Here is a 22,897-nt window from a genome sequence, read left to right as displayed (position 1 = left end):
CTGGAGACGGCGCCCGCCATGCGTATCGCGGGCGCCGGGCCAGCGTCAGAAGCTCGGCTTGCGGCTGTTCGACTGGTTGATGAACTCGATCCGCGCGTTGGTCCAGGCCGGGTCATACAACTGCACGCTGACGCCGCTGTATTTCAGCACCGCCTGCGTCATGTCGGTCGAGCAACCCATGCCGGGATTGGTGCTGGGCTTCTGGCACCACTCCAGGTTCAACTGGTTGGGAAAGTTCGACTGCTTGCCGTATTTCTGCACCACGGCCTGCGCCATGGCGTCCTTGTTGGCCGGTGTCCACGGCATTTCGTAGCTGACCTGGGACACCGCCAGCGGACGCTGCTTGTCGACCGGCACGCGCGGCTCGAAATGCACCACCAGCCGAACGCCGTCTTTTTCGTAGCTGAAATTCTGCGGCTGCTTGGTATTGGTGACGGGGTTCAGCGTCGGGTAACCCGCCTTGATCTGATTCTTGCCCACGCCGAAATTCTTCGCCGCGGCGGCGACCGCTTCGTCGTAGTCCATGCCCGTCTTGACGCCGGCGATATCGAAACTCCGGGCGTCCACCGAGCGCGGCGGCTCGGCCTTCGCGGGGGCGGCAACCACGGCGGTGATGGCGGAGATCAGGAGTGCGGCTTTGAACTTCAAAATAATATCCTCTGCAAATGGCGACCGGCCTGATCGAGGGCGCGGCCGGGGGGGGCCTTTCAGTGAAGCTGGTCGGAGCCTTCCGGCTGTAGTCCCGCCAGGCCATTCCAGTCGGGATCCTTGTATGTGCCCAGTCGGATGGGATAGACCGGATGCCCCGCCAGGCAGGCATTGAACGCATCCAGGAACGCTTCGACGTCGTGCGTGTAGAAACGCCATTCCTTCTGGTGATTGCCGGTCAGGCAAGCCACCTGCACCCCGATGTCGGAGTCGTCGAAAGCCTGTTCGATGGCTTCTTCGAAGCGGTTGGTGCTTTGCTTGTCTTCTTCATTGGGCATGCCGTTTCCGATGCCCGTGTACGGCCAGGAAATGATGACCAGGTTCTCATTGACCTGGCGTGTGGGCGCCGGCGGCAGGCCGGTGCGCAAGCGGACCACGACCAACAGATCGTTGATGCGGGCTTCGCCCACGGACCAGAGGTCGCCTGGAAAAATACGGCTCATTGAATGGGATCCTGGGTTGCTGGCCGGGCCCGCGGGCCCGGCGCTTCTTATTGCCCGGCAACGTTGCGCGCACGCGCTGCCGAGGGAAGGTCCGCATTATCAAGGGCGGATTTGCGTGTGTCCCCAATAAAGTGCAACCGGATCTTTCGCCAGGTCGGCGAGCGCGGGGATTACTGACGGGGATAAGAGCCCAGCAGCCGTATCTCCGGATGGGCCGCCAGCATGGACGCCAGCGGCTCCTGCCGGGCGTGGCCGGCCACTTCGATCACGTAGCGATGCGTGTCCAGCGTCTTCTTGCTGGGCCGTTCGTAGATCGTCAGCACCGGCACCTTGGCATCGACCAGCGCCGCCAACGTGTCGTTGAACCTGTCGTCGGATGTGTCGACCAGCAGCGAGGTCTTGTCGCGCCCGGTCGGCGCCGGCATCGCGCGGCCCAGCACCCACCAGCGGGTCACGTTGTGCGGTCCTTGCTCGATGCCATCCACCAGCGATACCAGCGAATAGACCGACGCGCCGACCTTGGGGCCGAACGACGCCTTGTCATGGCCCGGGCTGTCGGCCACCGTCTTGGCGGCGGCGCCGCCGCTGGCGGCCTCGGTGCGCTTGACCTTGGGCATCTCGCGGTCGACCCACGGCTTGACCTCCTCGAACGCCACCGGGTGCGCCAGCACCTCCGTGACGTCCGCCAGTTTGGTGCCCGGCTTGGCCAGCAGGCTGTAGCCCAGCATCTTCGGATATTCGGCCACGATCATCACGTCCGGCAGGTCCAGCACGGCATCCAGGTACGGCGTCACGCCCACCACCGACGTGGTCACGGGCACGCAGGCGCGTTCGATCTTGCCGGACTGGTAGCCCTTGAACAGGTCGTCGCGCGTCAGCGGCACCAGGTCAGCGGGGCCGAACAGATCCAGGCAGGCCTGGTGCGTCCAGGAACCCGCGGGCCCCAGGTAGCCGATCTGGCCGGCCGCGCTGGCGGCCAGCGGCAGTGCGAACATCGAGCAGCCGACGAGCGTCGACAGAATGGTCTTCTTCATGCTTTCCCCTTGTAGCGCGCGGGTCAGGCGCCCGCGTTGGCATACTCTACAACGGCAATGTCGCGAAAGGCGCGGATCAACGCCAGCCGTGGCGACCCGCGCGACCAGATCAGGCCGAAGCGGCGAGGCTCGCAGGGCTCGGGCAGCGGCAGGGCGAGCAGGCCGAGCCGTTCGATCGCGCCGTTGGTGGAGCGCGGCAGGATCGCCACCCCCAGGTCGCGGCTGACCATCACCGCGATCGATTCGATGGCGTTCAGCTCGAAGCGCTCGCGCGGCGTGATGCCGACGCGCCGCAGGTAATCATCGATGTGCTGCCCGCCCCAGTCGCTGCGCTGATAGCGGATGAACGGTTCGGCCGTCAGTAGGCTGTGCGGGTGCCGACCGGCATGGCGCGGCGCCGCCGCCAGCACGTAGGGTTCTTCGCGCAGCAACTGCCAGCCCAGACTCTTGGACAGCGGGTAGGGCGCTTGCAGCGCGATGGCGGCGTCCAGTTCGCCGCTTTCGATGGCGGGGTAGAAGCGCGCCGAATGGCCCGGCTGGATCTCGACGTTGATGAGCGGATGGCGCCGCACCAGATGTTCCAGGATGGCCGGCACCATCGAATTGAGCGCCGTATTGCCGGCGCCCAGCCGCAGCTCGCCCATCATCTCGTCGGAACGGGCCAGGTAGCGGATCTTCTCGATCCGTTCCAGCACCTCGCGCATCGGCCCGATCAGTTCGGTGGCCTTGGCGGTCAGGTGCACGGTGCGGCCGGCGCGCGCCACCAGCGCCACGCCCAGCTCCTGTTCCAGCTTGCGGATCTGCTGCGCCACCGCGCCGTGGGTCAACCCCAGGCGGCGGGCGGCCTCGGCCATCGAGCCATGGCGCGCCACGGCGGCCAGCGTGTGCAGGAAGTCGGTGTTCATGATGATAGATATTCTATCGTCTTATCGTAATTTGGCTGTCCCCGATCGCACGTCTCCAGCGCCACAATGCGGCCAGGAGACATCAATGAGAAGCAAGCTTTTCGTGCCGGCATCGCGTCCGGAACTGTTCGGAAAGGCCCTGGCCAGCGGGGCCGATGCGCTGTCCTTCGACCTGGAGGACGCGGTCGCGCCGACCCGCAAGCAGGAAGCCCGCGCCGCCTTGGCGGCCTGGCTGGCCGCGCCCGCGTTCGCCGCCGTCCGTGAACAACATCACAAGAAAATTATCGTTCGCGTCAACGCCGCCGACACGCCCGACTTTGCCGCCGACCTGGCCGCGCTGCGCGGCCTGCCCATCGACGTGCTGAACCTGCCCAAGGTCGAAAGCGCCGCCGCGCTGCGCACCGCGATCGACGAGGCCATGGACGCCGGCTTCGCCGGTGAATTCCTGGTCACCGTCGAAACCCCGCGGGCGCTGGCCGACGCCGCGCAACTGGCGGCGGCCCATCCGCGCGTCGCCGGCCTGCAACTGGGCCTGGCCGACCTGTTCGAGCCGCTCGGCATCGAGCGTTACCAGCCCGACACGCTGCGCGCGGTGATGCTGTCCCTGCGCCTGGCCGCCGGCTGCGCCGGCAAGTACGCCATGGACGCGGCCTACGCCCGCGTGCGCGATGCCGAGGGCTTTCGGGCCGAGGCGCAACTGGCGCGCTCGCTCGGGTTCCTGGGCAAGTCCTGCGTGCATCCCAGCCAGATCGCCATCGCCAACGAAGTGTTCGGCTTCAGCGCGGACGAGATCGCCCAGGCCGAGCGCATCGTGTCCGCCAGCCGCGAGCATGACGGCGTCGGCGCCTTCGTGCTCGACGGCAAGATGATCGACGCCCCCTTCGTGCGGCGCGCCCAGGACGTGCTGCTGGCCGCCGGCCGCGCCGCCTGACGCGGCCGCGCTACCGATTTTGAGTGAATCCGCAATGCAACAAGCATCCCCTGCCGACCTGCCGCTGGCCGGCATCAAGGTCCTGGACCTGAGCGCCTACATCGCCGGCCCCTATGGCTGCGCCCTCTTGGGCGACATGGGCGCCGACGTCATCAAGGTCGAGCCGCCCGAAGGCGACAACCTGCGCAAGTACCCGTCGACGCTGGCCAGCGAAAGCCGCGCCTTCCTGGGCATCAACCGCAACAAGCGCGGCCTGTGCCTGAACCTGAAGGAAGCCGCCGGCCACGAGATCCTGCTGCGCCTGGTGCGCGAGGCCGACGTGCTGGTCCACAACTTCCGGCCGGGCGTGCCCGAGCGCCTGCGTATCGACTTCGCCACGCTGTCGGCGGTCAACCCGCGCCTGGTCTATTGCGCCATGACCGGTTATGGCGCGGTCGGCCCGATGGCGCGCCACGCCGGCTACGACCAGGTGCTGCAATCGATGACCGGCATGTGCGCCGCCCAGGCCAAGGCCGACGGTCCGCCCGAAGTGCTGTACGGCTCCGTGGTCGACTACTACGGCGCCGCCTTGATCTCCAACAGCGTGGCGGCGGCCCTCTACCGCCGCGAAAAGACCGGCCGTGGCCAGGCGATCGAGGTCTCGTTGTTGGGCAGCGCGCTGGCGATGCAGTCGGCCCGCCTGGTGTGGGCCGACGGCGAACCGCGCCACATCGAGCGCGACATGCGCTCGGGCGGCATCACCGGCATCCATCCCACCCGCGACGGCTACCTGTACCTGTCGGCCAACACGCCGCACTTCTGGCGCGCGCTGTGCGGTCACCTGGACCTGCCCGAGCTGGCCGAACACCCCGACTACGACTCCGTCAAGAAACGCGCCGCCCAGGCCGCCGTGCTGGTGCCCCTGGTGCGCCAGGCGCTGGCGCGCGCGTCGGCCCGCGAATGGGCCGAGCGCTTCGGGCAGAGCGTGCCTTGCGCCGAAGTGCGCCCGGTCGAGGACATGTTCGATCATCCCCAGGTCGAGGCCATGGGGCTCATGCGGCCGTACCACAACCCGCAGGCCGGCGACTACCTGGGCCTGGCGCAATGGGCCCACTTCGGCGGCGCCGCGCCAGCGCCTGCCGATGAGTCGGGGGAGGGACGCGGCGAATCTGGAGCAGGGCGCGGTGGGTCCGGAGCAGGGCGCGGTGGGTCCGGAGCAGGGCGCGGCGCGCCCGGCCTGGGCGAGCACAGCGAAAAAATTCTGTCCACCCTGGGATACACCGCGTCCGAAATCCAACAATTGCGGCAATCCTCGGTGGTGCAATAGCCGCCACAACGATCATAAGACTCGTCCGAGACAGAACGAGGAGACAAAAAAATGCGTCCACGCTACCAGCAGCGTCCCGACGGCTCCAACTGGGGCGACTTCGGCGACGACGACCAGCTCGGCACCCTGAACCACCTGGACCGCCAGGCGCGCCTGGCCGCCGTCGCGGAAATCCGCGAAGGCCTGTCGTTTTCCCTGAGCCTGCCGCTGACGGTGCCGCGCGCGCCCGTGCTCAACCCACGGCGCAAGGGCCCCGTGATCCAGCCCGCCGAAAAGAACGGCGTGCCCGTGTACCGCTATCCGCTGGCGCGCGACGTGCCGGGCGCCACCGACGTCGTCAGCGACGACCGCGTCACGCTGTCGCCGCAGTACTCCACCCAATGGGACGCCCTGGGCCACGTCGGCGCGATGTACGACGCCCACGGCACCGGCCAGCCGCAGCCCACCGGCTACAACGGTTTTACCGTCAGCGAACCGCGCGCCGACGGCTTCACCGGCACCCAGGACCTGTCCATCGCGCCCATGGCGCGGCACGGCATCCAGGGGCGCGGCGTCATGGTCGACCTGCGCGCCCGCTTCGGCGACGCGCATCGCAAGGTCTCGTACCAGGACCTGATGGACGTGATGCACGCCGACGGCGTGCAGGTGCGCCCCGGCGACATCCTGTGCCTGCATACCGGCCTGGCCGACCTCGCGCTCACGCTGGGCGATGACGAGCAGGACCGGCTCAAGACCAGCTGCTGCGTGCTGGACGGCGCCGACGCGCAATTGCTGGCCTGGATCAGGGACAGCCGCATCGCCGCCATCGCCGCCGACAACCACGCGGTGGAATTGCGCAATCATCACCTGGAGAGCGGCAGCGGGCCGCTCCTGCCGCTGCACGAACAATGCCTGTTCAAGCTGGGTTTGCCGCTGGGCGAACTCTGGCACCTGACCCCGCTGGCGCACTGGTTGCGCCAGCACGACCGCCACGCTTTCTTCCTGACCGCCGCACCGATGTACGTGCCCGGCCTGGTGGGCGCGCCGGTCAACCCCATCGCGACCGTCTGACCTCGGACGGACCGCGCCACGATCCTTGATCGATTCAACATCCCCTGCAGGGGAGACGTGAGGAGCACACATGAAGAAAACCCATCACGCGGCCCTGGCCGCACTGCGCCCCGTGGCCGCCGCATTGGCCCTGGCCGCCACCCTGGGCGCGGCCCACGCCGCCGGCTACCCCGACCAGCCCATCACCGTGGTGGTGCCGTACTCGGCCGGCGGCGGCGCCGACAACGCCGCCCGCATCATCGCCCAGGGCATGGGTGAAGTCGCCGGCCAGAGCGTCGTCATCGAAAACAAGGGCGGCGCCAGCGGCTCCATCGGCGCCGCCTACGTGGCCCGCGCCAAGCCCGACGGCTACACCGTGCTGTACGACGCCTCCGCGTTCTCCATCAACCCCGTGCTGCGCAAGCTGCCCTACGACGCCAAGAAGGACTTCATTCCCGTCTCGCAGGCCGTCAGCGTGCCCAACATCCTGGTCGCCGCAACCGGCTCGGCCTTCAACAGCCTGCCCGACTTCATCAAGGCCGCGCGCGCCAACCCCGGCCGCTATACCTTCGCCTCGTACGGCCCCGGCAGCCTGGCGCAGATGGCCGCCGAACTGCTCAAGAAGGATGCCAAGATCGACGTCGTGCACGTGCCGTACAAGGGCGGCGCGCCCGCCATCGTCGACGTCATGGGCGGGCAGGTCGACGTCTACTTCGCCAACGCCGCGTCCAGCCTGAACTACGTCAGCACCGGCAAGCTGAAAGCCCTGGCGGTCTCGTCGGCCACGCGCATGCCCGACCTGCCCAACGTGCCCACCGTCAGCGAAGGCGGCGTCAAGGCCTTCGACGTCGTCGAATGGAACGGCTTCTTCCTGCCGGCCGGCACCGATCCGCAGGTCGTCGCCAAGCTGCAGGACCTGGTGCAGAAGGCGCTGGCCCGTCCCGAAACCCGCGACAAGCTCGCCAAGCTCGGCCTGACCCCGGTCGGCAGCAGCGCCGCGGACTTCGCCAAGTTCGTCGACGCCGAACAGGTCCGCTGGGCCGAGGTCGTGAAAACCAATAACATCACCGTGAACTGATCGACCGGGGCGGGCAGCGCCGTTGCCCGCCCCGCCGACGCAAGCACCCAAGGGGAGATGCCGCAATGAGCCGGGAAGACGATTTCGAGCGCGGCCTGGTCAACCGCCGCGCCGTGCTGGGAGAAGAATGGGTGCAGCGCTCGCTGGACCGCGCCACCACCTTCACCGCCGACTACCAGAACCTGATCACCCGCTACGCCTGGCACGACATCTGGAGCCGCCCGGGCCTGCCGCACAAGGCGCGGCGCATGATGGTGCTGGCGGTGACCTTGTCTTTAGGGCGGTGGGAGGAATTCGAGCTGCACGTGCGCGCCGCGCTGACGGCGAAGGACGACTCGCGGCTGAGTCCGGATGAACTGAAGGAAGTGCTGCTGCAGAACGCGATCTACGCGGGCGTGCCGGCGGCCAATACCGCGTTCAACCTGGCGCAGGGGATTCTGCGCGAGGTGGCGGGGGAGATTGGGTATGTGTTGGAGCCGGCGGAGGTGCGGGGGGCGGATTTGTTTGGCGGCGGTTAGGTGGTCGGGGGGCTGTCAAAGCCTCGATGGCGCAATGCCGGATGCCCTCTCGTATGCGGCGCAAATCTGTCGCCGCATATCGTTCAAGGGGGTTGGCCCAGGCCCCTGGGCTGCAATCCTCACAAGCAATTTCAATCGGAATTCCTGCCGCTGATCTTTTGCGGTCACCTGTCACCCCTGCGCCCGAGGAGTGGCCTAAGGTGGTCCCATACACCTGTTTCCAGAACGCTCATCGCTCTTTCGACTTCGACCTTGTCGCTATATTGCGGTACGTCATAAACGGTTAAGTTGATGGTCAATGCGAGTGGTTTCGCCCATTCCTCCAGGTGCATCGCGTAGGTGCCACTTTTTGACGAAACCAGATGTTGGCTTATTCTCGATCGAGGGGTAAAGCTGCGACCCACATAGAGAGTTTCAGAACCATCGAACTGAGGATTAAATGTGCAAAGATTCTTCTTTCCGTCGTCTGTACCTTGTTCGCCCTTAGCGCGTTCGATTTCGCTTAGAACGATCTTGCTTTGTTCGGGGGTGTCGAGTTTGAATATATACAGAACACACTTTCGCTTGTCGGGCAGCGCGTAGCCCGTTCTCAGATCTTGAAGTTTGGACTCTGTCCATTCGTTCGAAATGACAGATGTGTTGAAACTCAGTTCGAAAAATGGTTCCAGTGTCAGGGTGCGGGCGATGGTGATTGCTTCGCTCAATGTTTCCTGATAGCTGTTGATTGCATCTGAGACGATCTTGTTGTGTGGCATCTAAGGTGTTTTTCAGAGTCTTTTGGAATTACAGCCGGATGGCTGATAGTTAAGGAGTTTATTGGATGCGTCAAGGCACACCGAGGCATGGCTTTAGTCTTGCTCAATACCTGACCACCACAGACTCCGCCGTCCGCACCGCCGAATCCCGGCAGACCGCCTCGATATTGTTCCCATCCGGATCGAGCACGAACGCCGCGTAATACCCCTTGTGGTACGCCCGTTCCCCCGGCGCGCCATTGTCGCGTCCGCCATGGGCCATCGCGGCCTGGTAGAACGCATCCACCATGTCCCGGTCATGCGCCTGGAACGCCAGATGCAGCCGCCCGGTCAGCTGCCCCTGCACCTCATCACTATCCGGCGTGGAAATGAACAACTCATCCGCCCAGAAATTCCTGTCATCGGACCCGCCGATCGGAATTCGCAGCGCTTCGAACACGGCGGTATAGAATTTCTTGCTGGCGGGCAGATCACGCACCACCAACCCGATGTGATCAATCAAACGGCCCTTGTGTCGTTCTCGATTCAGCACGAAACGCTCCTCGTGGTTGAGGGAAAAACAGGGAAACCCGCCGCCCGGGCGCCGTACCCGTATCTCCCGTGCGACGGCGTCCCGGACTCGCCGATAACTATAATCCCCTCTCGATCCCCGCTTTGACGGCGTTTCCCGCCGTGTCTCATGTCCGCCACGCCCCTTCGCGTGCTGTCCGTCATCCCGCCGATGACGCAGCTCAATACGCCATACCCGTCCACCGCCTACCTGACCGGCTTCCTGCGCTCCCGCGGCGTCACGGCCACGCAGGAAGACCTGGCGTTGGCGCTGGTCTTGCGCCTGCTGTCGTCCGACGGCCTGCTCGCCGTGGCGGCCAGGCTGGACGCGTTGCCGCTGGACAAGCACACCCCCGCGATCCAAGCCTTCATCGCCATGCAGCCGCGCTACCTGGCCACCATCGGCCCGGTGATCGCCTTTCTGCAGGGCCGCGACTCGACGCTGGCGCACCGCATCGTCGGCCGCCACTTCCTGCCCGAGGGCCCGCGCTTCGCCTCGCTGGACGTGTATGTCGATGACGAGGGCGGCGATCCGCTGGGCTGGGCCTTCGGCGCCCTGGGCCTGCAGGACCGCGCCAAGCACCTCGCCACGCTGTACCTGAACGACCTGGCCGACGTGCTGCGCGACGCCATCGATCCGCGTTTTGAATTCGTGCGCTACGCCGAATCGCTGGCCGGCAGCCAGCCGACCTTCGACCCGTTGGCCGAAGCGCTGGCCGCGCCGCTGAACCTGGTCGACGACACCCTGCGCGACCTGACCCTGGAAGCGTTGGCGCGCCACCAGCCCACCATGGTGCTGCTGTCGGTGCCGTTTCCCGGCGCCGTCTACGCCGCCTTCCGCATCGCCCAGGCGATCAAGGCGCAAGACCCCACGATCATCACTGTGCTGGGCGGCGGCTTCGTCAACACCGAGCTGCGCGAACTGAAAGACCCGCGCGTCTTCGACTATTTCGACTTCGTCAGTCTCGACGCCGGCGAGCGCCCCTTGCTGGCGCTGATGGAACACGTGCAAGGCAAGCGCTCGCGCCAGCGCCTGGTGCGCACCTTCCTGCGCGACGCCGACAGCGGCGCGGTGCGCTACGTCAACCTGGTCGAGCCCGACGTCGCCTTCGCCGAGGTCGGCACGCCCACCTGGGACGGCCTGCCGCTGGACCGCTACCTGTCGCTGCTGGACATGCTCAACCCCATGCACCGCCTGTGGAGCGACGGTCGCTGGAACAAGCTGACCGTGGCCCACGGCTGTTACTGGAAGAAGTGCAGCTTCTGCGATGTGAGCCTGGACTACATCGGCCGTTACGAAGGCGCCTCGGCCACCGTGCTGGCCGACCGCATCGAGGCCATCGTGCAGGAAACCGGGCAGACGGGCTTTCACTTCGTCGACGAGGCCGCGCCGCCCAAGTCCCTCAAGGCCCTGGCCACGGAACTGATCGCGCGCAACGCCGGCATCTCGTGGTGGGGCAACATCCGCTTCGAGAAGACCTTCACTCCCGAGCTGTGCGAACTGCTGGCCGACAGCGGCTGCATCGCCGTCTCGGGCGGCCTGGAGGTCGCCTCGGACCGCCTGCTGAACCTGATGAAGAAGGGCGTGTCCGTCGACCAGGTGGCGCGCGTCACGCGCGCTTTCACCGACGCCGGCATCCTGGTGCACGCCTACCTGATGTACGGCTTTCCCACGCAGACGGTGCAGGATACGGTCGATGCGCTGGAGTACGTGCGCCAGCTATTCGAGAACGGCTGTATCCAGAGCGGGTTCTTCCACCGCTTCGCCTGTACGGTGCATTCACCGGTCGGGCTGAATCCCGAGGAATACGGCGTGACGCTGCGGCCGCTGCCGGAGGTGACGTTCGCCAAGAACGACATCGGCTTTGACGACCCGACTGGGGTGGATCACGACGCGCTGGGACGGGCGTTGAAGAAGGCGATCTACAACTACATGCACGGGATCGGGCTGGACGAGGACGTGCGTAGCTGGTTTCCATTCAAGGTGCCGAAGACGACGGTGGGGCGGCATCGGATTGCCAAGGCGTTGAGCCAGCGGGGGTAGGGGCTTCTTCCCCCGCTGCTTGCGGAGCGGTTCAGGCGCGCGGCTTCACGTGTGGACCGTTCCAATAATGCACGTCCAGATGGACCCGAGCTATGCCCTCCCGGTTGGCGATCCGGGATGCGACCTCCTGCAAGATCGCGCTTTCTTCCGGTGTTAATCCGATAACGGTTTTCCAGCGCAGCAGTTTGGCGCCTTCCGGCTGCTTCCTCAAGCCGGATGCTACGTGGCTGTCCAGCGGCACTTCCATCCATTGCTCTATCGTGTCGAGGGCGTATTCGCTGCACAGATACTTGTTGTAGGCGCAATTGCGAAGAAAGATATTCAGAAACTTGCGCGCGCTTCCCCAGTGCTGGGCAGTTCGGGGCAAGGCGTTCTGCAGTGCGGCAGTCTCCGTATCAAGCAATCGAAAATAGGCACGTTCCGTCTTGGCGTTTCCGAACTTGCGCAGGTTCACGCCTTGCAAGAACTCTCGCGCTGCGGCGATCGTTCCTTTGGGGCCCATCTTCTGCGCGGTGGATGCTCCTACGGCGGTGCGGGCCGTGCGAGCCTTTAACTTTTCCAAAGTCTCTTTATTCATCGCCGGTACGTCTCCTCATGCGTTCGACATTGTGCAGATAACGGCTTTCAGGAATTAAGCCCTAGAGCAATGTATCGAAATGGAGGTGGCATGTCAGGTCGAATTGCGACAGTTTTTGGCCGTTCCTTCGCGAGTTTCCATGCCAGAGGATGCCATCGGGCGAAGGGCAAATATAAGAACTATCTCGTGGCGGCGATATTTGACCGCAGCAGTTTAGTGCGCAGCTTGTCTTCCAACTCACCCAGCCCAATATTGCCGCAACCCACCAGGGTCAGCTCCTGCAAACCGGTAAGTTCTTCCAGGACATCGATATCGGCAATTTTCTTGCAATATTGGATGTTCAGCCATTCCAGTGCGGGCAGGGCGGCGATGGGCCGGATCGTCTCCAATGCCCCTTGATTCTTCAGCCGCAACGAGCGCAGTCCGGATAATTGTTCTATACCCGCCAGCGTCTGCAACGAACGCCCCGCCATCAACCCCAGCGACACCAGCGGCAACGCCGCGATGCGATCAAACACGGTCGCATCGAAGGGCACGTTGTACAGATTCAGTTCCGCCAGCGGCAGCCGCAAGGTCTGGTCCAGCAGCTTGCCTGGCTTGTCCGGCAATATCGACAGCGACCGCAGCGCGGGGAAATCCTCTGCCTTGAACCGCATCGGTACATTTACTTCTAGCGATTCCAGTTGCGGCATCGCTCCCGCCGACCAGGTATGCGAACCGGGGCAATCGAAAATCGACAGATGCCGCAGGCTGTCCGGCAGCATATCGGCGCGCAGGTTCTCGATCACCGAGGCCTGGATATTGCCAGGTCCGATGGACAGATGCGTCAGGGACGGCAGGCGCGCGATCAATGCCGGCAATTCCTGCACCGGGTCCAGGGGCGGCGCCCACAGATGGACGTATTCGATCGTCGCCAGCGTTGTCGCGTCCGGCGGCGCATCGTAGACAAGGACTTGATCCGAGCCATGCGCCTGCGCGGCCTGGCGGCTGTGCATCAACAGCCATCGCTTGTCGCGGCCGGGTTGGGGCGTCGAAAACGGGACTAGTGGCATACGGGCTCCGGAGTCATGGCGTCTGTCGGCAGGGCGGGCATGGCGACAGCGGGGCGGGCATTCTCGAAGGGTAGAACAATAAAGCAGAACGGCAATCCCGCGCGAGCCGGATTGCCGTTCTCTCTGTGTGGCGCCGTGATGGCCTCCGCTTTTTCACTGTTCCAATGCCGTGATGCGATCGGTACTCGGTTTTCAACCGCGCTGGCCGGTGTTGCTGCCAGCCGGCGCCGGCGGTTGACACTATTTTTTACCCCGCCCCGAGGTTGAGGTTGCCATCGTCGCCGGTACACTACCGTGATTCCCCAAGGAGCCATATGTCGATTCAAACGTTGGGCCGTTACGGTATTGTGCTATTTCTCGCTGCGTTGAGCTCGGGCTGCTCTTCAATCATCGGCGAGTGCGGCTTGGCCCGCAGCAGCTGCATGTATGAAGGCAAATACGAACAGGGCGAGGAAGACTACGCGGAGGCCGAGGCAAAGCGGCTGAACAAGCAGTCGACGGATCGGTTGCGCCGAAGCTCCGGGGATTGAATCCGGCGACGTCCTGCCGTTGCGTTCAGGATGTCGTCATAGGGGTCGGCAGGAAAAACCGATCCTTCAACTCCTGCAACCCGATCCGATCCAGCATCTCCGTCAGCCGTTCCGCAGGCTTCCGACGCGGCAGATCCTTGTACTGCGCAATGATCAGCTCATTCTTCATCGAATGCTCCCACCCCACCAGCTCCGTCACGCTGACCTGATACCCGTGCGCTTCCAGTTGCAAGCACCGCAGCACGTTCGTGATCTGGCTGCCAAACTCCCGCGTGTGCAGCGGATGCCGCCAGATCTCCGCCAGCGGATCGGCCAGCGCCTTGGCTTTGTTCTTGCGTAGCACCGACGCCACTTCCGCCTGGCAGCAGGGCACGACCACGATGTACTTGGCCTTTTTCTCCAGCGCGAAATGGATCGCGTCGTCGGTGGCGGTGTTGCAGGCGTGCAGGGCCGTGACCACGTCGATGGTCGCGGGCAGTTTGTCGGAGGTGATGGATTCGGCCACCGACAGGTTCAGGAACGACATGCCGCCAAAGCCCAGGCGCTTGGCCAGTTCTTCCGATGACTTGACCAGTTCCTCGCGGGTTTCGATGCCGTAGATGTGCGAGCCATTCTTCAGCGCGTCGGGCTGCTCCTTGAAGAACAGGTCGTACAGGATGAAGCCCAGGTACGACTTGCCCGCGCCGTGGTCCGCGAGGGTGACGGCGCCGCGCTGTTGCTGGACGTCCTTGAGCAGCGGTTCGATGAACTGGAACAGGTGGTAGACCTGCTTGAGCTTGCGGCGGCTGTCCTGGTTCATCTTGCCGTCGCGGGTCAGGATGTGCAGGGCCTTGAGCAGTTCGATCGACTGGCCGGGGCGGATGTCGTGGGTTTTGTCGGACATGGGGGTAAGGCAATGCGCCCCGCGTGGGGCGGGGCGCAGTGGAAGGCGGAAAGCGTCATTTTAACGAAACCGCTGACTCCCCGTCCGGCTGCCGACAGGGCGGGCCTGCTTGGCGTTGAGCCGTGCGCGGGTCGGCCGACTATCCGGCGGCTATCCGCCGGCAGCCGGCGCGACGGCGGCGCCGTCGATGCCGTGGCGGGCCAGGGCCTGGGCCACGAAGCCGCTGCGTTTCATGTCTTCGACGAAGTCGGCCAGGACGCGCGCCGCCGCTTCGCCGCGCCCGCGCGGCAGGCCCATGGCCTGGCGGATGGTCATGAAGCTGCCGGGCAGCAGGCGCAGGCCGCCCAGGCGGCGGGCGTCGGCTTCCAGTTGCTGGCGCACGCCGGCGGCGACGTCGGTGCCGGTCTGCAGGAAGGTGTCGACCACGGTGGGCGAGGTGGCGGCGCGGGTGATGGCGGCGCGTTGCAGTTCGCGGGTCAGGTAGAGGTCGTAGGCGCTGCCCAGGCCGACGGTGACGCGATGGCGCGGGTCGTCGACCTCGGCGATCTCGCGCAGGGGCGAATCGTTGCGCACCAGGTAGGCGCCTTCGATCAGGACGTAGGCGTCGGTGAAGGCGATGCCGGCGGCGCGCTTGGGGTCGATGGCGAAGAAGCCGATGTCGGCGGCGTCCTGGCTGACGGTGTCGACGGCCTTGCCGGCGCTGTCCAGAACGATGAGTTCCAGGGCCACGCCGAGCCGCTGCGCGAAGGCGCGGGCCAGGTCGACGGAGACGCCGGCGGCCGCGCCGCTGGCGTCGCGGGTGGCCAGGATGGGGTTGCCGAGGTTGATGGTGGCGCGCAGTACGCCGGTGGGGGTGAAGGCCTGGACGATGTCGGCGGGGATGCTGGTGGCGCCGGAATGGGCGGGGACGTCCGAACGTGCGGTGGTGCTGGAAATCGCGGTCATGGCGTTATTGGTGGAGGACAGTGGGAAATTCAAAGGCGATTGCTGATGGCTTGTCTGCCGTGGCGGAAGCTCACAGGCGGCAGCTACGGTTCAAGGGGCGTGGCGGATGGTTCACACCGGGTAGCAGCCGACTCAGACGCTGTACCGCCCCGCAGTCGGCGCACAGCACAAGTCGATCCGTTGCGGCTCCAGATCGTCGCCAAACCAGGCATTGATGGCGGCGCGGCGTTCGCCGACGTAGACCGGCGCTCCATCGGCGTCGAGCTTCATGCCCAGGTCATGCCCAGGCACCAGCAGGGTGTCCGGTCGCTTGCGCCACCACGCCCAGATGCGCTCCAAGCTGGCGTGGCTGGCGGCGGCGTCGGCGGTATCGACTACCTGGCCCGAGACCAGTTCGGCGCGGTTCTTGGCGGCGTCGCCGGTGAACAGAATAGGTTGGCGCGGGTCATCGACGTAGAACAGCAGATGGCCCGGGGTATGGCCGGGCGCGGCGATGGCGGTGATGCCGGGCAGGAAGGCGTCGCCGTCGCCGATGCGGCGCACGCGGTCCAGCCGGTCGAGTTCGCGCACGTACAGTTCGGGCAGCGGGTTGAAGCCGGGCGGTTGCGCGGCGGCCCATTGCAGTTCCTGCGCGCCGATCCAGACGGTGGCGTTGGGGAACAGCGTGAAGTTGACGGCGTGGTCGTAGTGGGCGTGCGTGAGGACGACGTCGGTGATGTCGGCCGGCGCGACGCCGCAGGCGTCCAGGTGGCGGCCGAGCAGGTGGCGCACGCCGAACGCGCCCACGTCCACCAGGATCCTGTGGCGGTCCGAGCGCAGCAGGGTGCTGGTGCTCCAGCCCAGGCCGCCATGGCAGACGGCGCGGCCCGGGTAGCCCTGGATCAGGATATCGATCTGGTACATGGGGTCACTCCGCGGTGATGTGAGCTTCGCTGATCAGTTGGCGGTAGCGTTGCAGGTCGTCGCGCAGCTGGCGCGTGAATTCCTCGGGCGTGCCGGCGATGATTTCGTTGCCGCCTTCGGTGGCCAGCTTGCGCACCACTTCCGGGTCCTTCACCGCCTGGACCACGGCGTCATGCAGGGTGGCGATGATGCGCGGATCGGTGCCGGCGGGCGCCAGCAGGCCCTGGAACTGGGTGATGACGAAGTCCTTGTAGCCGAGTTCCTGCATGGTGGGCAGGTCGGGCAGACTGGAGGTGCGGCGCGGGCCGGTCACGGCATAGGCGCGCAGCTTGCCGGACTGGATGTGCGGGGTGGCGGTGACGGTGGTGTCGAAGGTGAACGACAGTTGCCCGCCCAGCACGTCGGTCAGGGCCTGGGCGTTGCCCTTGTAGGGCACGTGCGTCAGTTGGGTGCCGGTGCGCAGGGCCAGCAGTTCGCCGGCCAGGTGGCCGCCGGCGCCCAGGCCGGCCGAGCCATAGGTGACGGCGCCGGGTTTCTTGCGGGCGGCGGCGAGCAGGTCGTCGATGCTGTGCGCGGGCGATTGCCGCGGCACCACCAGCGCGTACTGGTAGCTGGTGATCTGGCTGATCGGGGCGAAATCCTTCAGCGGGTCATAGGGCGTTTTCTTGTACAGCGACGGGTTGACCACCAGCGGGCCGCTGGCGTCCAGAAGCAGGGTGTAGCCGTCGGGCGCGGCCTTGGCGACGAAGTCGGTGCCGATCATGCCGTTGGCGCCGGGCTTGTTCTCGACCACGATGGTGCCCTTCAGGGTCTTGGCCATGCGGGCCGCGACCACGCGCGCGGTGATGTCGGCCGCGCCGCCGGCCACGTAGGGCACGATCAGGCGGATCGGCTGGCTCGGGTAGTCGGCGGCGCGGGCCAGCGGCGCGGCCAGCGCCGCCGCCAGGACCAGGGTGAGTCGGGCGATGTTCTTCATGTTGTCGGTCTCCTCCGGGATGCCGGCTCAGCTCTGGCCGGCGTGTTGGCGCAGCAGGGCCAGGACGTCCGCGGCCACTTCGATGCCGTGGGCGCGCTGGCGCGCCAGCTTGGCCAGTTCGATCTCGCCGGGCTGGATCACGGGGCGGGCCGGGTCGGCGGCCGGGCTGCCGTGCAGGATGGCGGCGAAGTCGTTCATGCGTTCGGCCAGCCATTGGGTCGAGCCCAGGCGGCGGGTGTCGATCAGCAGGAAGAAGTGGCCCAGGTTCTGCGGTTCGTCGGGCGCGTCGACCCAGGATTTGACGTGGGTGAGGTAGGCGGCGTTGGACAGCAGCCCGGCGAACAGGTCCACCATCAGCGCCAGGCCGTAGCCCTTGTGGCCGCCGATCGGCAGCAGGAAGCCGTCCAGCGCCTGCCTGGGATCGGTGGTCGGTTGGCCCTGGGCGTCGGTGGCCCAGGTGTCGGGGATGGCCTGGCCGGCCTTCAGGGCGTTGCGGATCTTGGCGCGGGCCACCACGCTCATGGCCATGTCGAGCAGGAAGTGCGCGCCGTCCGGATTCGGCACGGCAAAGCCGATGGGGCTGTTGCCGACGCGCGCGTCGGTGCCGCCCCAGGGGGCGATGGTGGTGGTGGCGTTGCTGCCGATGATGCTGGCGTAGCCGGCCTCGGCGGCGATCAGGCCGTAGGGCGAGATCGGGCCGAAATGGTTGCTCTGGCGGGCGAACGCCAGGCCCACGCCGCATTCGCTGGCGGCCTGCATGGCGGCGCGCAGCGCGTGCATGCCGACCAGCGGGCCGACGCCGTTGTCGCCGTCGACCAGGCGCAGCGCGGGGGCGGGGCTGTCCACGCGGATGCGGGCCTGGCGGTTGATGCCGCCGACCTGCAGGCGCTCGCCATATGATTCGATGCGCGACAGGCCGTGGGTGGACAGGCCGAACAGATCGGCCAGCACCAGGATGTCGACCACGTCGACGGCGTCCTGGCGCGGCAGGCCCAGGCCTTCGAAGGCGCGCACGCCAAGCGCGCGCAGTTCGGTTTCCGGGACGAGGGAGGGGGAGCCAGCAGTGGCGGCCATGATCAGCAATCCTTGTGTGAAAAAAAGAGGGGGGCTTATTCGGCGGAAAGACGGGCGTCTTTCACCACTTGGCTCCAGCGGCGCTCTTCGGCGTCGATGAAGGCGGCGAATTCGGCCGGGCCGGCGCCGGAAGGCTCGGCGGCGTCATGGGCCAGGCGCTGGCGCACGGCGTCGGTCCGCAGGGCGCGCTGGGCGGCGGCCTGCAGGCGCGAGATCGCTTCCTGCGGCGTGCCGGCCGGGGCCAGCAGGCCGAACCACTGCGAGCTTTCGAAGCCGGGGTAGCCCTGCTCGGCCACGGTGGGCACGTCCGGCAGGATCGGCAGGCGCTGGGCCGAGCCGACGGCCACGATCTTGATCTTGCCGGCCTGCGCATGCGGCAGCAGGCCAGGAATGCCGGCCGCGGCGGCGTCGATGTTGCCGGCCAGCAGGTCGGTGACCTGGGCGCCGGTGCCCTTGTACGGCACGTGCACCACGTCGATGGCGGCGGCGGTCTTGAGCATTTCGAAGGCCAGGTGGCCGGCGCTGCCGTTGCCGGCCGAGCCGTAGTTCAGGACGCCCGGCTTGGCGCGCGCCAGCGCCACGAATTCGGGCAGGGTGGCGGCCGGCACCTTGGCGCCCACGGCGAACACCATGGGCAGCTTGGCCAGCAGAATGATCGGGGCGAAGTCGCGGCGCGGGTCATACGACAGGTTGGGCATCATGGTCGGGTTCACCGCCAGGGTGCCGACGTGGCCCAGGATCAGCGTGTAGCCGTCGGGCCGGGCGCGCGCCGCTTCCACCGTGGCGATGCTGCCCTGTCCGCCGCCCTTGTTCTCGACGATGACCTGCTGGCCCAGGTCGCGCGACATCTCCACGGCGACGGCGCGCGCCACCACGTCGGAACTGCCGCCGGGGCCGTAGGGCACCAGCAGGCGGATGGGGCGTTGCGGCCAGGCGTCGGCGTGGGCCGAGAAGGGGGCGGACGACAACAAGGGGGCGGCGGCCAGCGCCAGCGCGGTGCGCAGGCAGGCTCTCCGTAACGGCTTCATGGGCGGGTCTCCTGTTCGGGCCGCTATTGGTTGCGGCTGGGAGACATCGTGCCCCGCGCTCGGAATCGAGTAAAGTGCAAAAATTCGTTCAATTCTTGATAAAAACGCATGAATTTCGATCTTGCCGATCTGCGCGCCTTCCTGGCGGTGGCCGACCTGGGCAGTTTCCGCGCCGCGTCCGAGGCGCTGCACCTGTCGCAGTCGGCGCTGTCGCGCCGCGTCGACAAGCTGGAAGCGGCGCTGGGCGTGCAGCTGATGACGCGCACCACGCGCAAGGTCGAGCTGACCACCCTCGGCCGCGGCTTCGTGCCGCGCGCCCGTAGCGTGCTGAATGAGCTGGAGAGCGCGCTGGTCGGCATCCGCGACGTGGCCGAGCGGTTGTCGGGCATGGTGACGATTGCCTGCGTGCCGTCGGCGGTGGCGTATTTCCTGCCGGATGTGATCCGCGAATACCACGCCAGCTATCCGCGCATCCGCATCCGCATCATCGACGAGTCGTCCTCGCAGGTGCTGACGGCGGTGGCGCGCGGCGACGCGGATTTCGGGCTGACCTACATCGGCGCCAATGACGCGGAGATCGAGTTCAAGCCGCTGCTGGAAGAGCCGTTCGTGGCGGCGGTGAGCCGCAAGCATCCGCTGGCCAAACGCAAGTCGGTGGATTGGGCCGACCTGGAGGCGCATCCGTACATCACGCTGGCGCAGGGCAGCGGCAATCGTTTCCTGATGGACCAGGCGCTGGTGCACAGCGGCAGCCGGCCGCGCCATTTCTGCGAGGTGCAGCACGTGCCGGCGCTGGTCAGCATGGTGGAGGCTGGCCTGGGCGTGGGTGTGGTGCCGCGCCTGGCGATGCCGGATGAGGATCACGGCACGCTGGTCAGCGTGCCGCTGCGCAATCCCGCCGTGAGCCGCACGATCGGCCTGATCCATCCGCGCGGCAAGACCTTGAATCCGGTGGCGCGGCTGTTCTACGACCTGCTGTCGCAGCGGGTGGAGGCGCGGCAGAAGTAGGGGGGACGCCGAAAAACAAACAGGCCGCGAAAACGCGGCCTGTCCAGGTACTGCGCGCGCGATCGTCAGACCTGCACGACCACCGGCTCGCCCAGGTTCAACATCAACCGGTTGGCCCACGCGAAGATCGCGTCCGAATGCAGCAGGTCCAGCACTTCGCCGTCGCTCATGCCCACATCCTTCAACACTTGGATGCTGGCCGCATCCACCGAGGCCGGCGCGTCCGTGATCTGGATCGAGAACTTGCCGATCGCCAGTTCGCGGGCAGTGGTGCCGGCGGTGGCCGGATCCTCGAACACCTGCGCGATCACGTCGTTGCGCTTGGCCAGTTGCTCGAAGCGCTGCGCGTGCACCGAGGCGCAGTAGACGCAGCCGTTGACGCGCGACACCACGGTCGCGCCCAGTTCACGCTCGGCGCGCGACAGGCCGCCGGGCGCGTACATGATGGCGTTGAACGCGGTGGAGCGCTGGCGCAGGATCTCGGGCTGGTGCACCAGGAACAGGTAGTAATCCGAGACCTTGGCCTTGGGGTGGCTTTCTTCCAGCACCGCGATCTGCTCGGGCGTGGCGCTGTCGACCTGGACCACGTCCAGCCACGCCTTCCATTCCAGCACTTCGTTGGTGAAGCCGTGGGCCTTGATGACGGCGCCCGGTTCGGTGGCGGCGGTGTTGGCCGGGAAGGGCGCGGGCGGGTTGCCGGCCGCGATCGGCTTGGTTTCCAGCGCCAGCATGGCCTGCAGGCCGGCGACGAGACGCACCTGATACGACAGGAACGCCACCAGTTGCGACAGCGTGACCACGGCGGGCGTGGAGACGCCGGCGGCCGGCAGGGTCTTGAGGGCGGCCTCGTCGCCTTCGACGGGCTTTTCGATCAGCTTGCGGGTGAACTCCAGGATCGCGGCCAGGCGCGGGTCGGCGGCGTCCGCCGGCTTGCCGGACTCGGCCACCTGGATGTCGGCGGCGCTGGCGCCGGCCTCGATCAGGCGCTGGCGGTAGTGCGCGGCCAGCGCCGGCGACGGCGTCAGGCGCGCCGCGTACAGCGCGACCAGCAGGCGCTCGGCCAGCGTCAGGCCGGGCAGGGCCGGGTCGAACAGGGCGTCGTAGCTGCCCTGGGTGGCGGCGGCGACCTTGTCGCGCTGGTGGCGCACGGCGTAGGTGGCGCTGTCGGCCTTCAGGCCGACCAGTTGGTCCACCAGGTCGCGGGCGGCGTCATAGACGATGGGGGGTTGTGCCATTGAGAAAGTCTCCTTGGATGTCGTTCAGCCGGCGTTGCCGGGCGTGGCGGCCGCGCCGGCTTCGGCGCGGTTCGCGGACGGCGCGGCCTGGCCGCGCGCCTTGACCGCGGCGTCCAGGAACTTCAGCACGCCTTCCCACGATTGCTCGTCGGCGCGCGCGTTGTCCTTGGGGTTGCCGCCGCTGGTGCTGATCTTGCCGGACACGGGGTGGGCGTAGACCAGTTGCGTGGTGGGCACGTAGGGGAACAGGATCGAGTGGCCGCCGTTCTCGTAGTCCAGCCATTGGACCGGATACGGATGCTGTACCTCGGCCAGCTTGTCGCGCACCATCTTCGAGTACAGGCTGGACGGCCACGAGCCGTCGTCGGTGGCCGACAGCAGCATCACCGGGCCCTGGATGTCCTCGACCCTGATGCGGGCGCGGGCCACGGCGTCGGGGTCCTGCAGCGCGGTGAGGATGGCCTTTTCGTGGCGATGCGGCGCGGGGCCTTCGTCGAACGGCGCCCAGGTGGCGGTGCGGTTGTTTTCCCAGACGTGCGGCAGGGGCTTGCCGCCCAGCAGCCAGGTCGGGCCTTCGCGGCCGATCTTGGGGTCGCAGGCGTTCTGGCCGCTGTGGACCACGGCGCCCGGCACGTAGGCCACGACCGCCGACACTTCCGTGGGGAAGGTGGCGCCCAGCAGCAGCACCAGTTCGCCGCCGCGCGACTGGCCGCTGATGGCGACGAAGTCGTGCTTGGGCTGGACCTTTTTGCGCAGCCAGCGCAGGCCGGTCTGGAAGTACTCCAGCGGCGTGTTGGAGATGTAGTCCGACAGGCCCGGCGCCTTGAAGTAGGCCAGGGCGAAGGCGGCGTAGCCGCGCGACGCATACAGCGCGGCGCGCGGTTCGTTGATGCCGCCGCCCGAGCCGTTCAGGATCAGCACGGCGGGATGCGAGCCGGGCGTGGCGCCGGGCGGCAGGTAGAGCGTGCCGACCAGGCCTTCTTCGCGCACGTCCTGGCGGGTGACGCCTTCGGCCGCCAGGCGCTGGGTGAAGCGCGCCACGCTCTGGGCGCCGGCCACGCGCGCCACCACTTCGGTGACCAGCGGCTCGCTGACCGGGTGGTTGAAGTGCTCGCGGCTGGGCGAGTCCACGGGCGACTGCGACCATACCAGGCCCATGGGCGAGAGGCCGCTGTAGTCGCCCGAGACGGGCGCGTCGCGCGTCAGGTCGACCACGCCGTCCTCGCCCGCGACGAAGGCGGCGTGGCTTTGCCACAGCACGCCGTTGCGGCGGGTGAGGGCGGTGATCTCCACCGTCTGGCCGGGCGCGACGTGCTCCACCCGGATCTGGCGGGGCACGTCGATGAGCGCGTCGGCGGGTTGGATGCTCAGGGTAGGAACCATGAT

At 66.9% G+C, this 22,897-nt stretch carries 24 protein-coding genes; 8 read left to right on the top strand and 16 right to left on the bottom strand.

What is annotated here, in order from left to right; translation table 11 throughout:
- Positions 1 to 45: 45 nt before the first annotated feature.
- The 4 genes from AT699_RS17655 to AT699_RS17640 all read right to left on the bottom strand — a co-directional run bounded on the left by AT699_RS17655 (position 46) and on the right by AT699_RS17640 (position 3,090).
- On the bottom strand, positions 46 to 648 hold the full coding sequence (locus AT699_RS17655; protein WP_024069330.1) for a hypothetical protein: 603 nt from the start codon (positions 646 to 648) through the stop codon (positions 46 to 48).
- A 59-nt stretch (positions 649 to 707) separates the two neighbouring features.
- Positions 708 to 1,151: a DUF695 domain-containing protein gene (locus AT699_RS17650; RefSeq protein WP_024069329.1), complete on the bottom strand. Its 444-nt coding sequence runs from the start codon at positions 1,149 to 1,151 to the stop codon at positions 708 to 710.
- A gap of 170 nt (positions 1,152 to 1,321) precedes the next feature.
- Complete coding sequence (locus AT699_RS17645; protein WP_024069328.1) at positions 1,322 to 2,185, bottom strand: prephenate dehydratase; 864 nt, start codon at positions 2,183 to 2,185, stop codon at positions 1,322 to 1,324.
- A gap of 23 nt (positions 2,186 to 2,208) precedes the next feature.
- Positions 2,209 to 3,090 (bottom strand): LysR family transcriptional regulator, encoded by an 882-nt coding sequence (locus tag AT699_RS17640; RefSeq protein WP_020928192.1) that lies wholly within the window; start codon positions 3,088 to 3,090, stop codon positions 2,209 to 2,211.
- An 85-nt stretch (positions 3,091 to 3,175) separates the two neighbouring features.
- On the opposite strand from AT699_RS17640, the gene AT699_RS17635 reads away from it, so the two are divergent.
- The 5 genes from AT699_RS17635 to AT699_RS17615 all read left to right on the top strand — a co-directional run bounded on the left by AT699_RS17635 (position 3,176) and on the right by AT699_RS17615 (position 7,952).
- The gene (locus tag AT699_RS17635) at positions 3,176 to 4,021 is read left to right on the top strand and encodes an HpcH/HpaI aldolase/citrate lyase family protein (RefSeq protein ID WP_024069327.1); all 846 of its coding nucleotides are present in this window, start codon (positions 3,176 to 3,178) and stop codon (positions 4,019 to 4,021) included.
- 34 nt (positions 4,022 to 4,055) lie between these two features.
- Entirely contained in the window at positions 4,056 to 5,327 is a 1,272-nt protein-coding gene (locus AT699_RS17630; RefSeq protein WP_058207382.1) for a CaiB/BaiF CoA transferase family protein, read from the top strand.
- 51 nt (positions 5,328 to 5,378) lie between these two features.
- Positions 5,379 to 6,377 (top strand): cyclase family protein, encoded by a 999-nt coding sequence (locus tag AT699_RS17625; protein WP_024069325.1) that lies wholly within the window; start codon positions 5,379 to 5,381, stop codon positions 6,375 to 6,377.
- Positions 6,378 to 6,447: 70 nt separating this feature from the next.
- Positions 6,448 to 7,434, top strand: coding sequence for a tripartite tricarboxylate transporter substrate binding protein (locus AT699_RS17620; RefSeq protein WP_024069324.1), 987 nt, complete (start codon positions 6,448 to 6,450; stop codon positions 7,432 to 7,434).
- A gap of 65 nt (positions 7,435 to 7,499) precedes the next feature.
- Complete coding sequence (locus AT699_RS17615; protein WP_024069323.1) at positions 7,500 to 7,952, top strand: carboxymuconolactone decarboxylase family protein; 453 nt, start codon at positions 7,500 to 7,502, stop codon at positions 7,950 to 7,952.
- A gap of 164 nt (positions 7,953 to 8,116) precedes the next feature.
- Here AT699_RS17615 and AT699_RS31590 read toward each other — a convergent pair whose 3' ends face one another.
- Both AT699_RS31590 and AT699_RS17610 read right to left on the bottom strand, forming a co-directional pair.
- On the bottom strand, positions 8,117 to 8,707 hold the full coding sequence (locus AT699_RS31590) for a hypothetical protein (RefSeq protein ID WP_131726714.1): 591 nt from the start codon (positions 8,705 to 8,707) through the stop codon (positions 8,117 to 8,119).
- Positions 8,708 to 8,810: 103 nt separating this feature from the next.
- Positions 8,811 to 9,239: a VOC family protein gene (locus AT699_RS17610; RefSeq protein WP_024069322.1), complete on the bottom strand. Its 429-nt coding sequence runs from the start codon at positions 9,237 to 9,239 to the stop codon at positions 8,811 to 8,813.
- A 147-nt stretch (positions 9,240 to 9,386) separates the two neighbouring features.
- On the opposite strand from AT699_RS17610, the gene AT699_RS17605 reads away from it, so the two are divergent.
- Positions 9,387 to 11,300 (top strand): B12-binding domain-containing radical SAM protein, encoded by a 1,914-nt coding sequence (locus tag AT699_RS17605; RefSeq protein WP_024069321.1) that lies wholly within the window; start codon positions 9,387 to 9,389, stop codon positions 11,298 to 11,300.
- 31 nt (positions 11,301 to 11,331) lie between these two features.
- Here AT699_RS17605 and AT699_RS17600 read toward each other — a convergent pair whose 3' ends face one another.
- A complete protein-coding gene (locus AT699_RS17600) occupies positions 11,332 to 11,877 on the bottom strand; it encodes a hypothetical protein (protein ID WP_035181172.1) in 546 nt (181 codons plus the stop codon).
- A gap of 179 nt (positions 11,878 to 12,056) precedes the next feature.
- A complete protein-coding gene (locus tag AT699_RS17595) occupies positions 12,057 to 12,929 on the bottom strand; it encodes a leucine-rich repeat domain-containing protein (protein ID WP_035181169.1) in 873 nt (290 codons plus the stop codon).
- A 314-nt stretch (positions 12,930 to 13,243) separates the two neighbouring features.
- Here AT699_RS17595 and AT699_RS17590 point away from each other — a divergent pair, with 314 nt between their 5' ends.
- Positions 13,244 to 13,459 (top strand): hypothetical protein, encoded by a 216-nt coding sequence (locus tag AT699_RS17590; protein ID WP_006384150.1) that lies wholly within the window; start codon positions 13,244 to 13,246, stop codon positions 13,457 to 13,459.
- Between the two features lie 25 nt (positions 13,460 to 13,484).
- Here the strand turns inward: AT699_RS17590 and AT699_RS17585 are convergent, their stop codons facing one another.
- The 6 genes from AT699_RS17585 to AT699_RS17560 all read right to left on the bottom strand — a co-directional run bounded on the left by AT699_RS17585 (position 13,485) and on the right by AT699_RS17560 (position 19,268).
- On the bottom strand, positions 13,485 to 14,342 hold the full coding sequence (locus AT699_RS17585) for a class I SAM-dependent methyltransferase (RefSeq protein ID WP_024069320.1): 858 nt from the start codon (positions 14,340 to 14,342) through the stop codon (positions 13,485 to 13,487).
- A gap of 150 nt (positions 14,343 to 14,492) precedes the next feature.
- The gene (locus AT699_RS17580) at positions 14,493 to 15,287 is read right to left on the bottom strand and encodes an ABC transporter substrate-binding protein (RefSeq protein WP_232254285.1); all 795 of its coding nucleotides are present in this window, start codon (positions 15,285 to 15,287) and stop codon (positions 14,493 to 14,495) included.
- 132 nt (positions 15,288 to 15,419) lie between these two features.
- A complete protein-coding gene (locus AT699_RS17575) occupies positions 15,420 to 16,190 on the bottom strand; it encodes an MBL fold metallo-hydrolase (RefSeq protein ID WP_024069318.1) in 771 nt (256 codons plus the stop codon).
- A 4-nt stretch (positions 16,191 to 16,194) separates the two neighbouring features.
- Positions 16,195 to 17,166, bottom strand: coding sequence for a Bug family tripartite tricarboxylate transporter substrate binding protein (locus AT699_RS17570; RefSeq protein WP_024069317.1), 972 nt, complete (start codon positions 17,164 to 17,166; stop codon positions 16,195 to 16,197).
- A 27-nt stretch (positions 17,167 to 17,193) separates the two neighbouring features.
- Positions 17,194 to 18,240, bottom strand: coding sequence for an Ldh family oxidoreductase (locus AT699_RS17565; RefSeq protein ID WP_024069316.1), 1,047 nt, complete (start codon positions 18,238 to 18,240; stop codon positions 17,194 to 17,196).
- 35 nt (positions 18,241 to 18,275) lie between these two features.
- Positions 18,276 to 19,268 carry a Bug family tripartite tricarboxylate transporter substrate binding protein gene (locus AT699_RS17560; protein WP_024069315.1) on the bottom strand — a complete coding sequence of 331 codons (993 nt, stop codon included), beginning with the start codon at positions 19,266 to 19,268 and terminating at the stop codon, positions 18,276 to 18,278.
- Positions 19,269 to 19,376: 108 nt separating this feature from the next.
- Here AT699_RS17560 and AT699_RS17555 point away from each other — a divergent pair, with 108 nt between their 5' ends.
- Positions 19,377 to 20,276 carry a LysR family transcriptional regulator gene (locus tag AT699_RS17555; RefSeq protein ID WP_006387054.1) on the top strand — a complete coding sequence of 300 codons (900 nt, stop codon included), beginning with the start codon at positions 19,377 to 19,379 and terminating at the stop codon, positions 20,274 to 20,276.
- Positions 20,277 to 20,341: 65 nt separating this feature from the next.
- Here AT699_RS17555 and AT699_RS31095 read toward each other — a convergent pair whose 3' ends face one another.
- Together AT699_RS31095 and AT699_RS17545 are read right to left on the bottom strand one after the other, a co-directional pair.
- Positions 20,342 to 21,511 carry a CMD domain protein gene (locus tag AT699_RS31095; protein ID WP_024069314.1) on the bottom strand — a complete coding sequence of 390 codons (1,170 nt, stop codon included), beginning with the start codon at positions 21,509 to 21,511 and terminating at the stop codon, positions 20,342 to 20,344.
- Positions 21,512 to 21,535: 24 nt separating this feature from the next.
- The gene (locus AT699_RS17545; protein ID WP_024069313.1) at positions 21,536 to 22,894 is read right to left on the bottom strand and encodes an acyl-CoA thioesterase/bile acid-CoA:amino acid N-acyltransferase family protein; all 1,359 of its coding nucleotides are present in this window, start codon (positions 22,892 to 22,894) and stop codon (positions 21,536 to 21,538) included.
- Positions 22,895 to 22,897 lie beyond the last annotated feature (3 nt).

This window comes from Achromobacter xylosoxidans, from assembly GCF_001457475.1.
GTDB classification, from domain to species: domain Bacteria; phylum Pseudomonadota; class Gammaproteobacteria; order Burkholderiales; family Burkholderiaceae_B; genus Achromobacter; species Achromobacter xylosoxidans.
The sequence above is the reverse complement of the archived record's forward strand: the minus strand, read 5'-3'. Positions and strand labels throughout refer to the sequence as shown.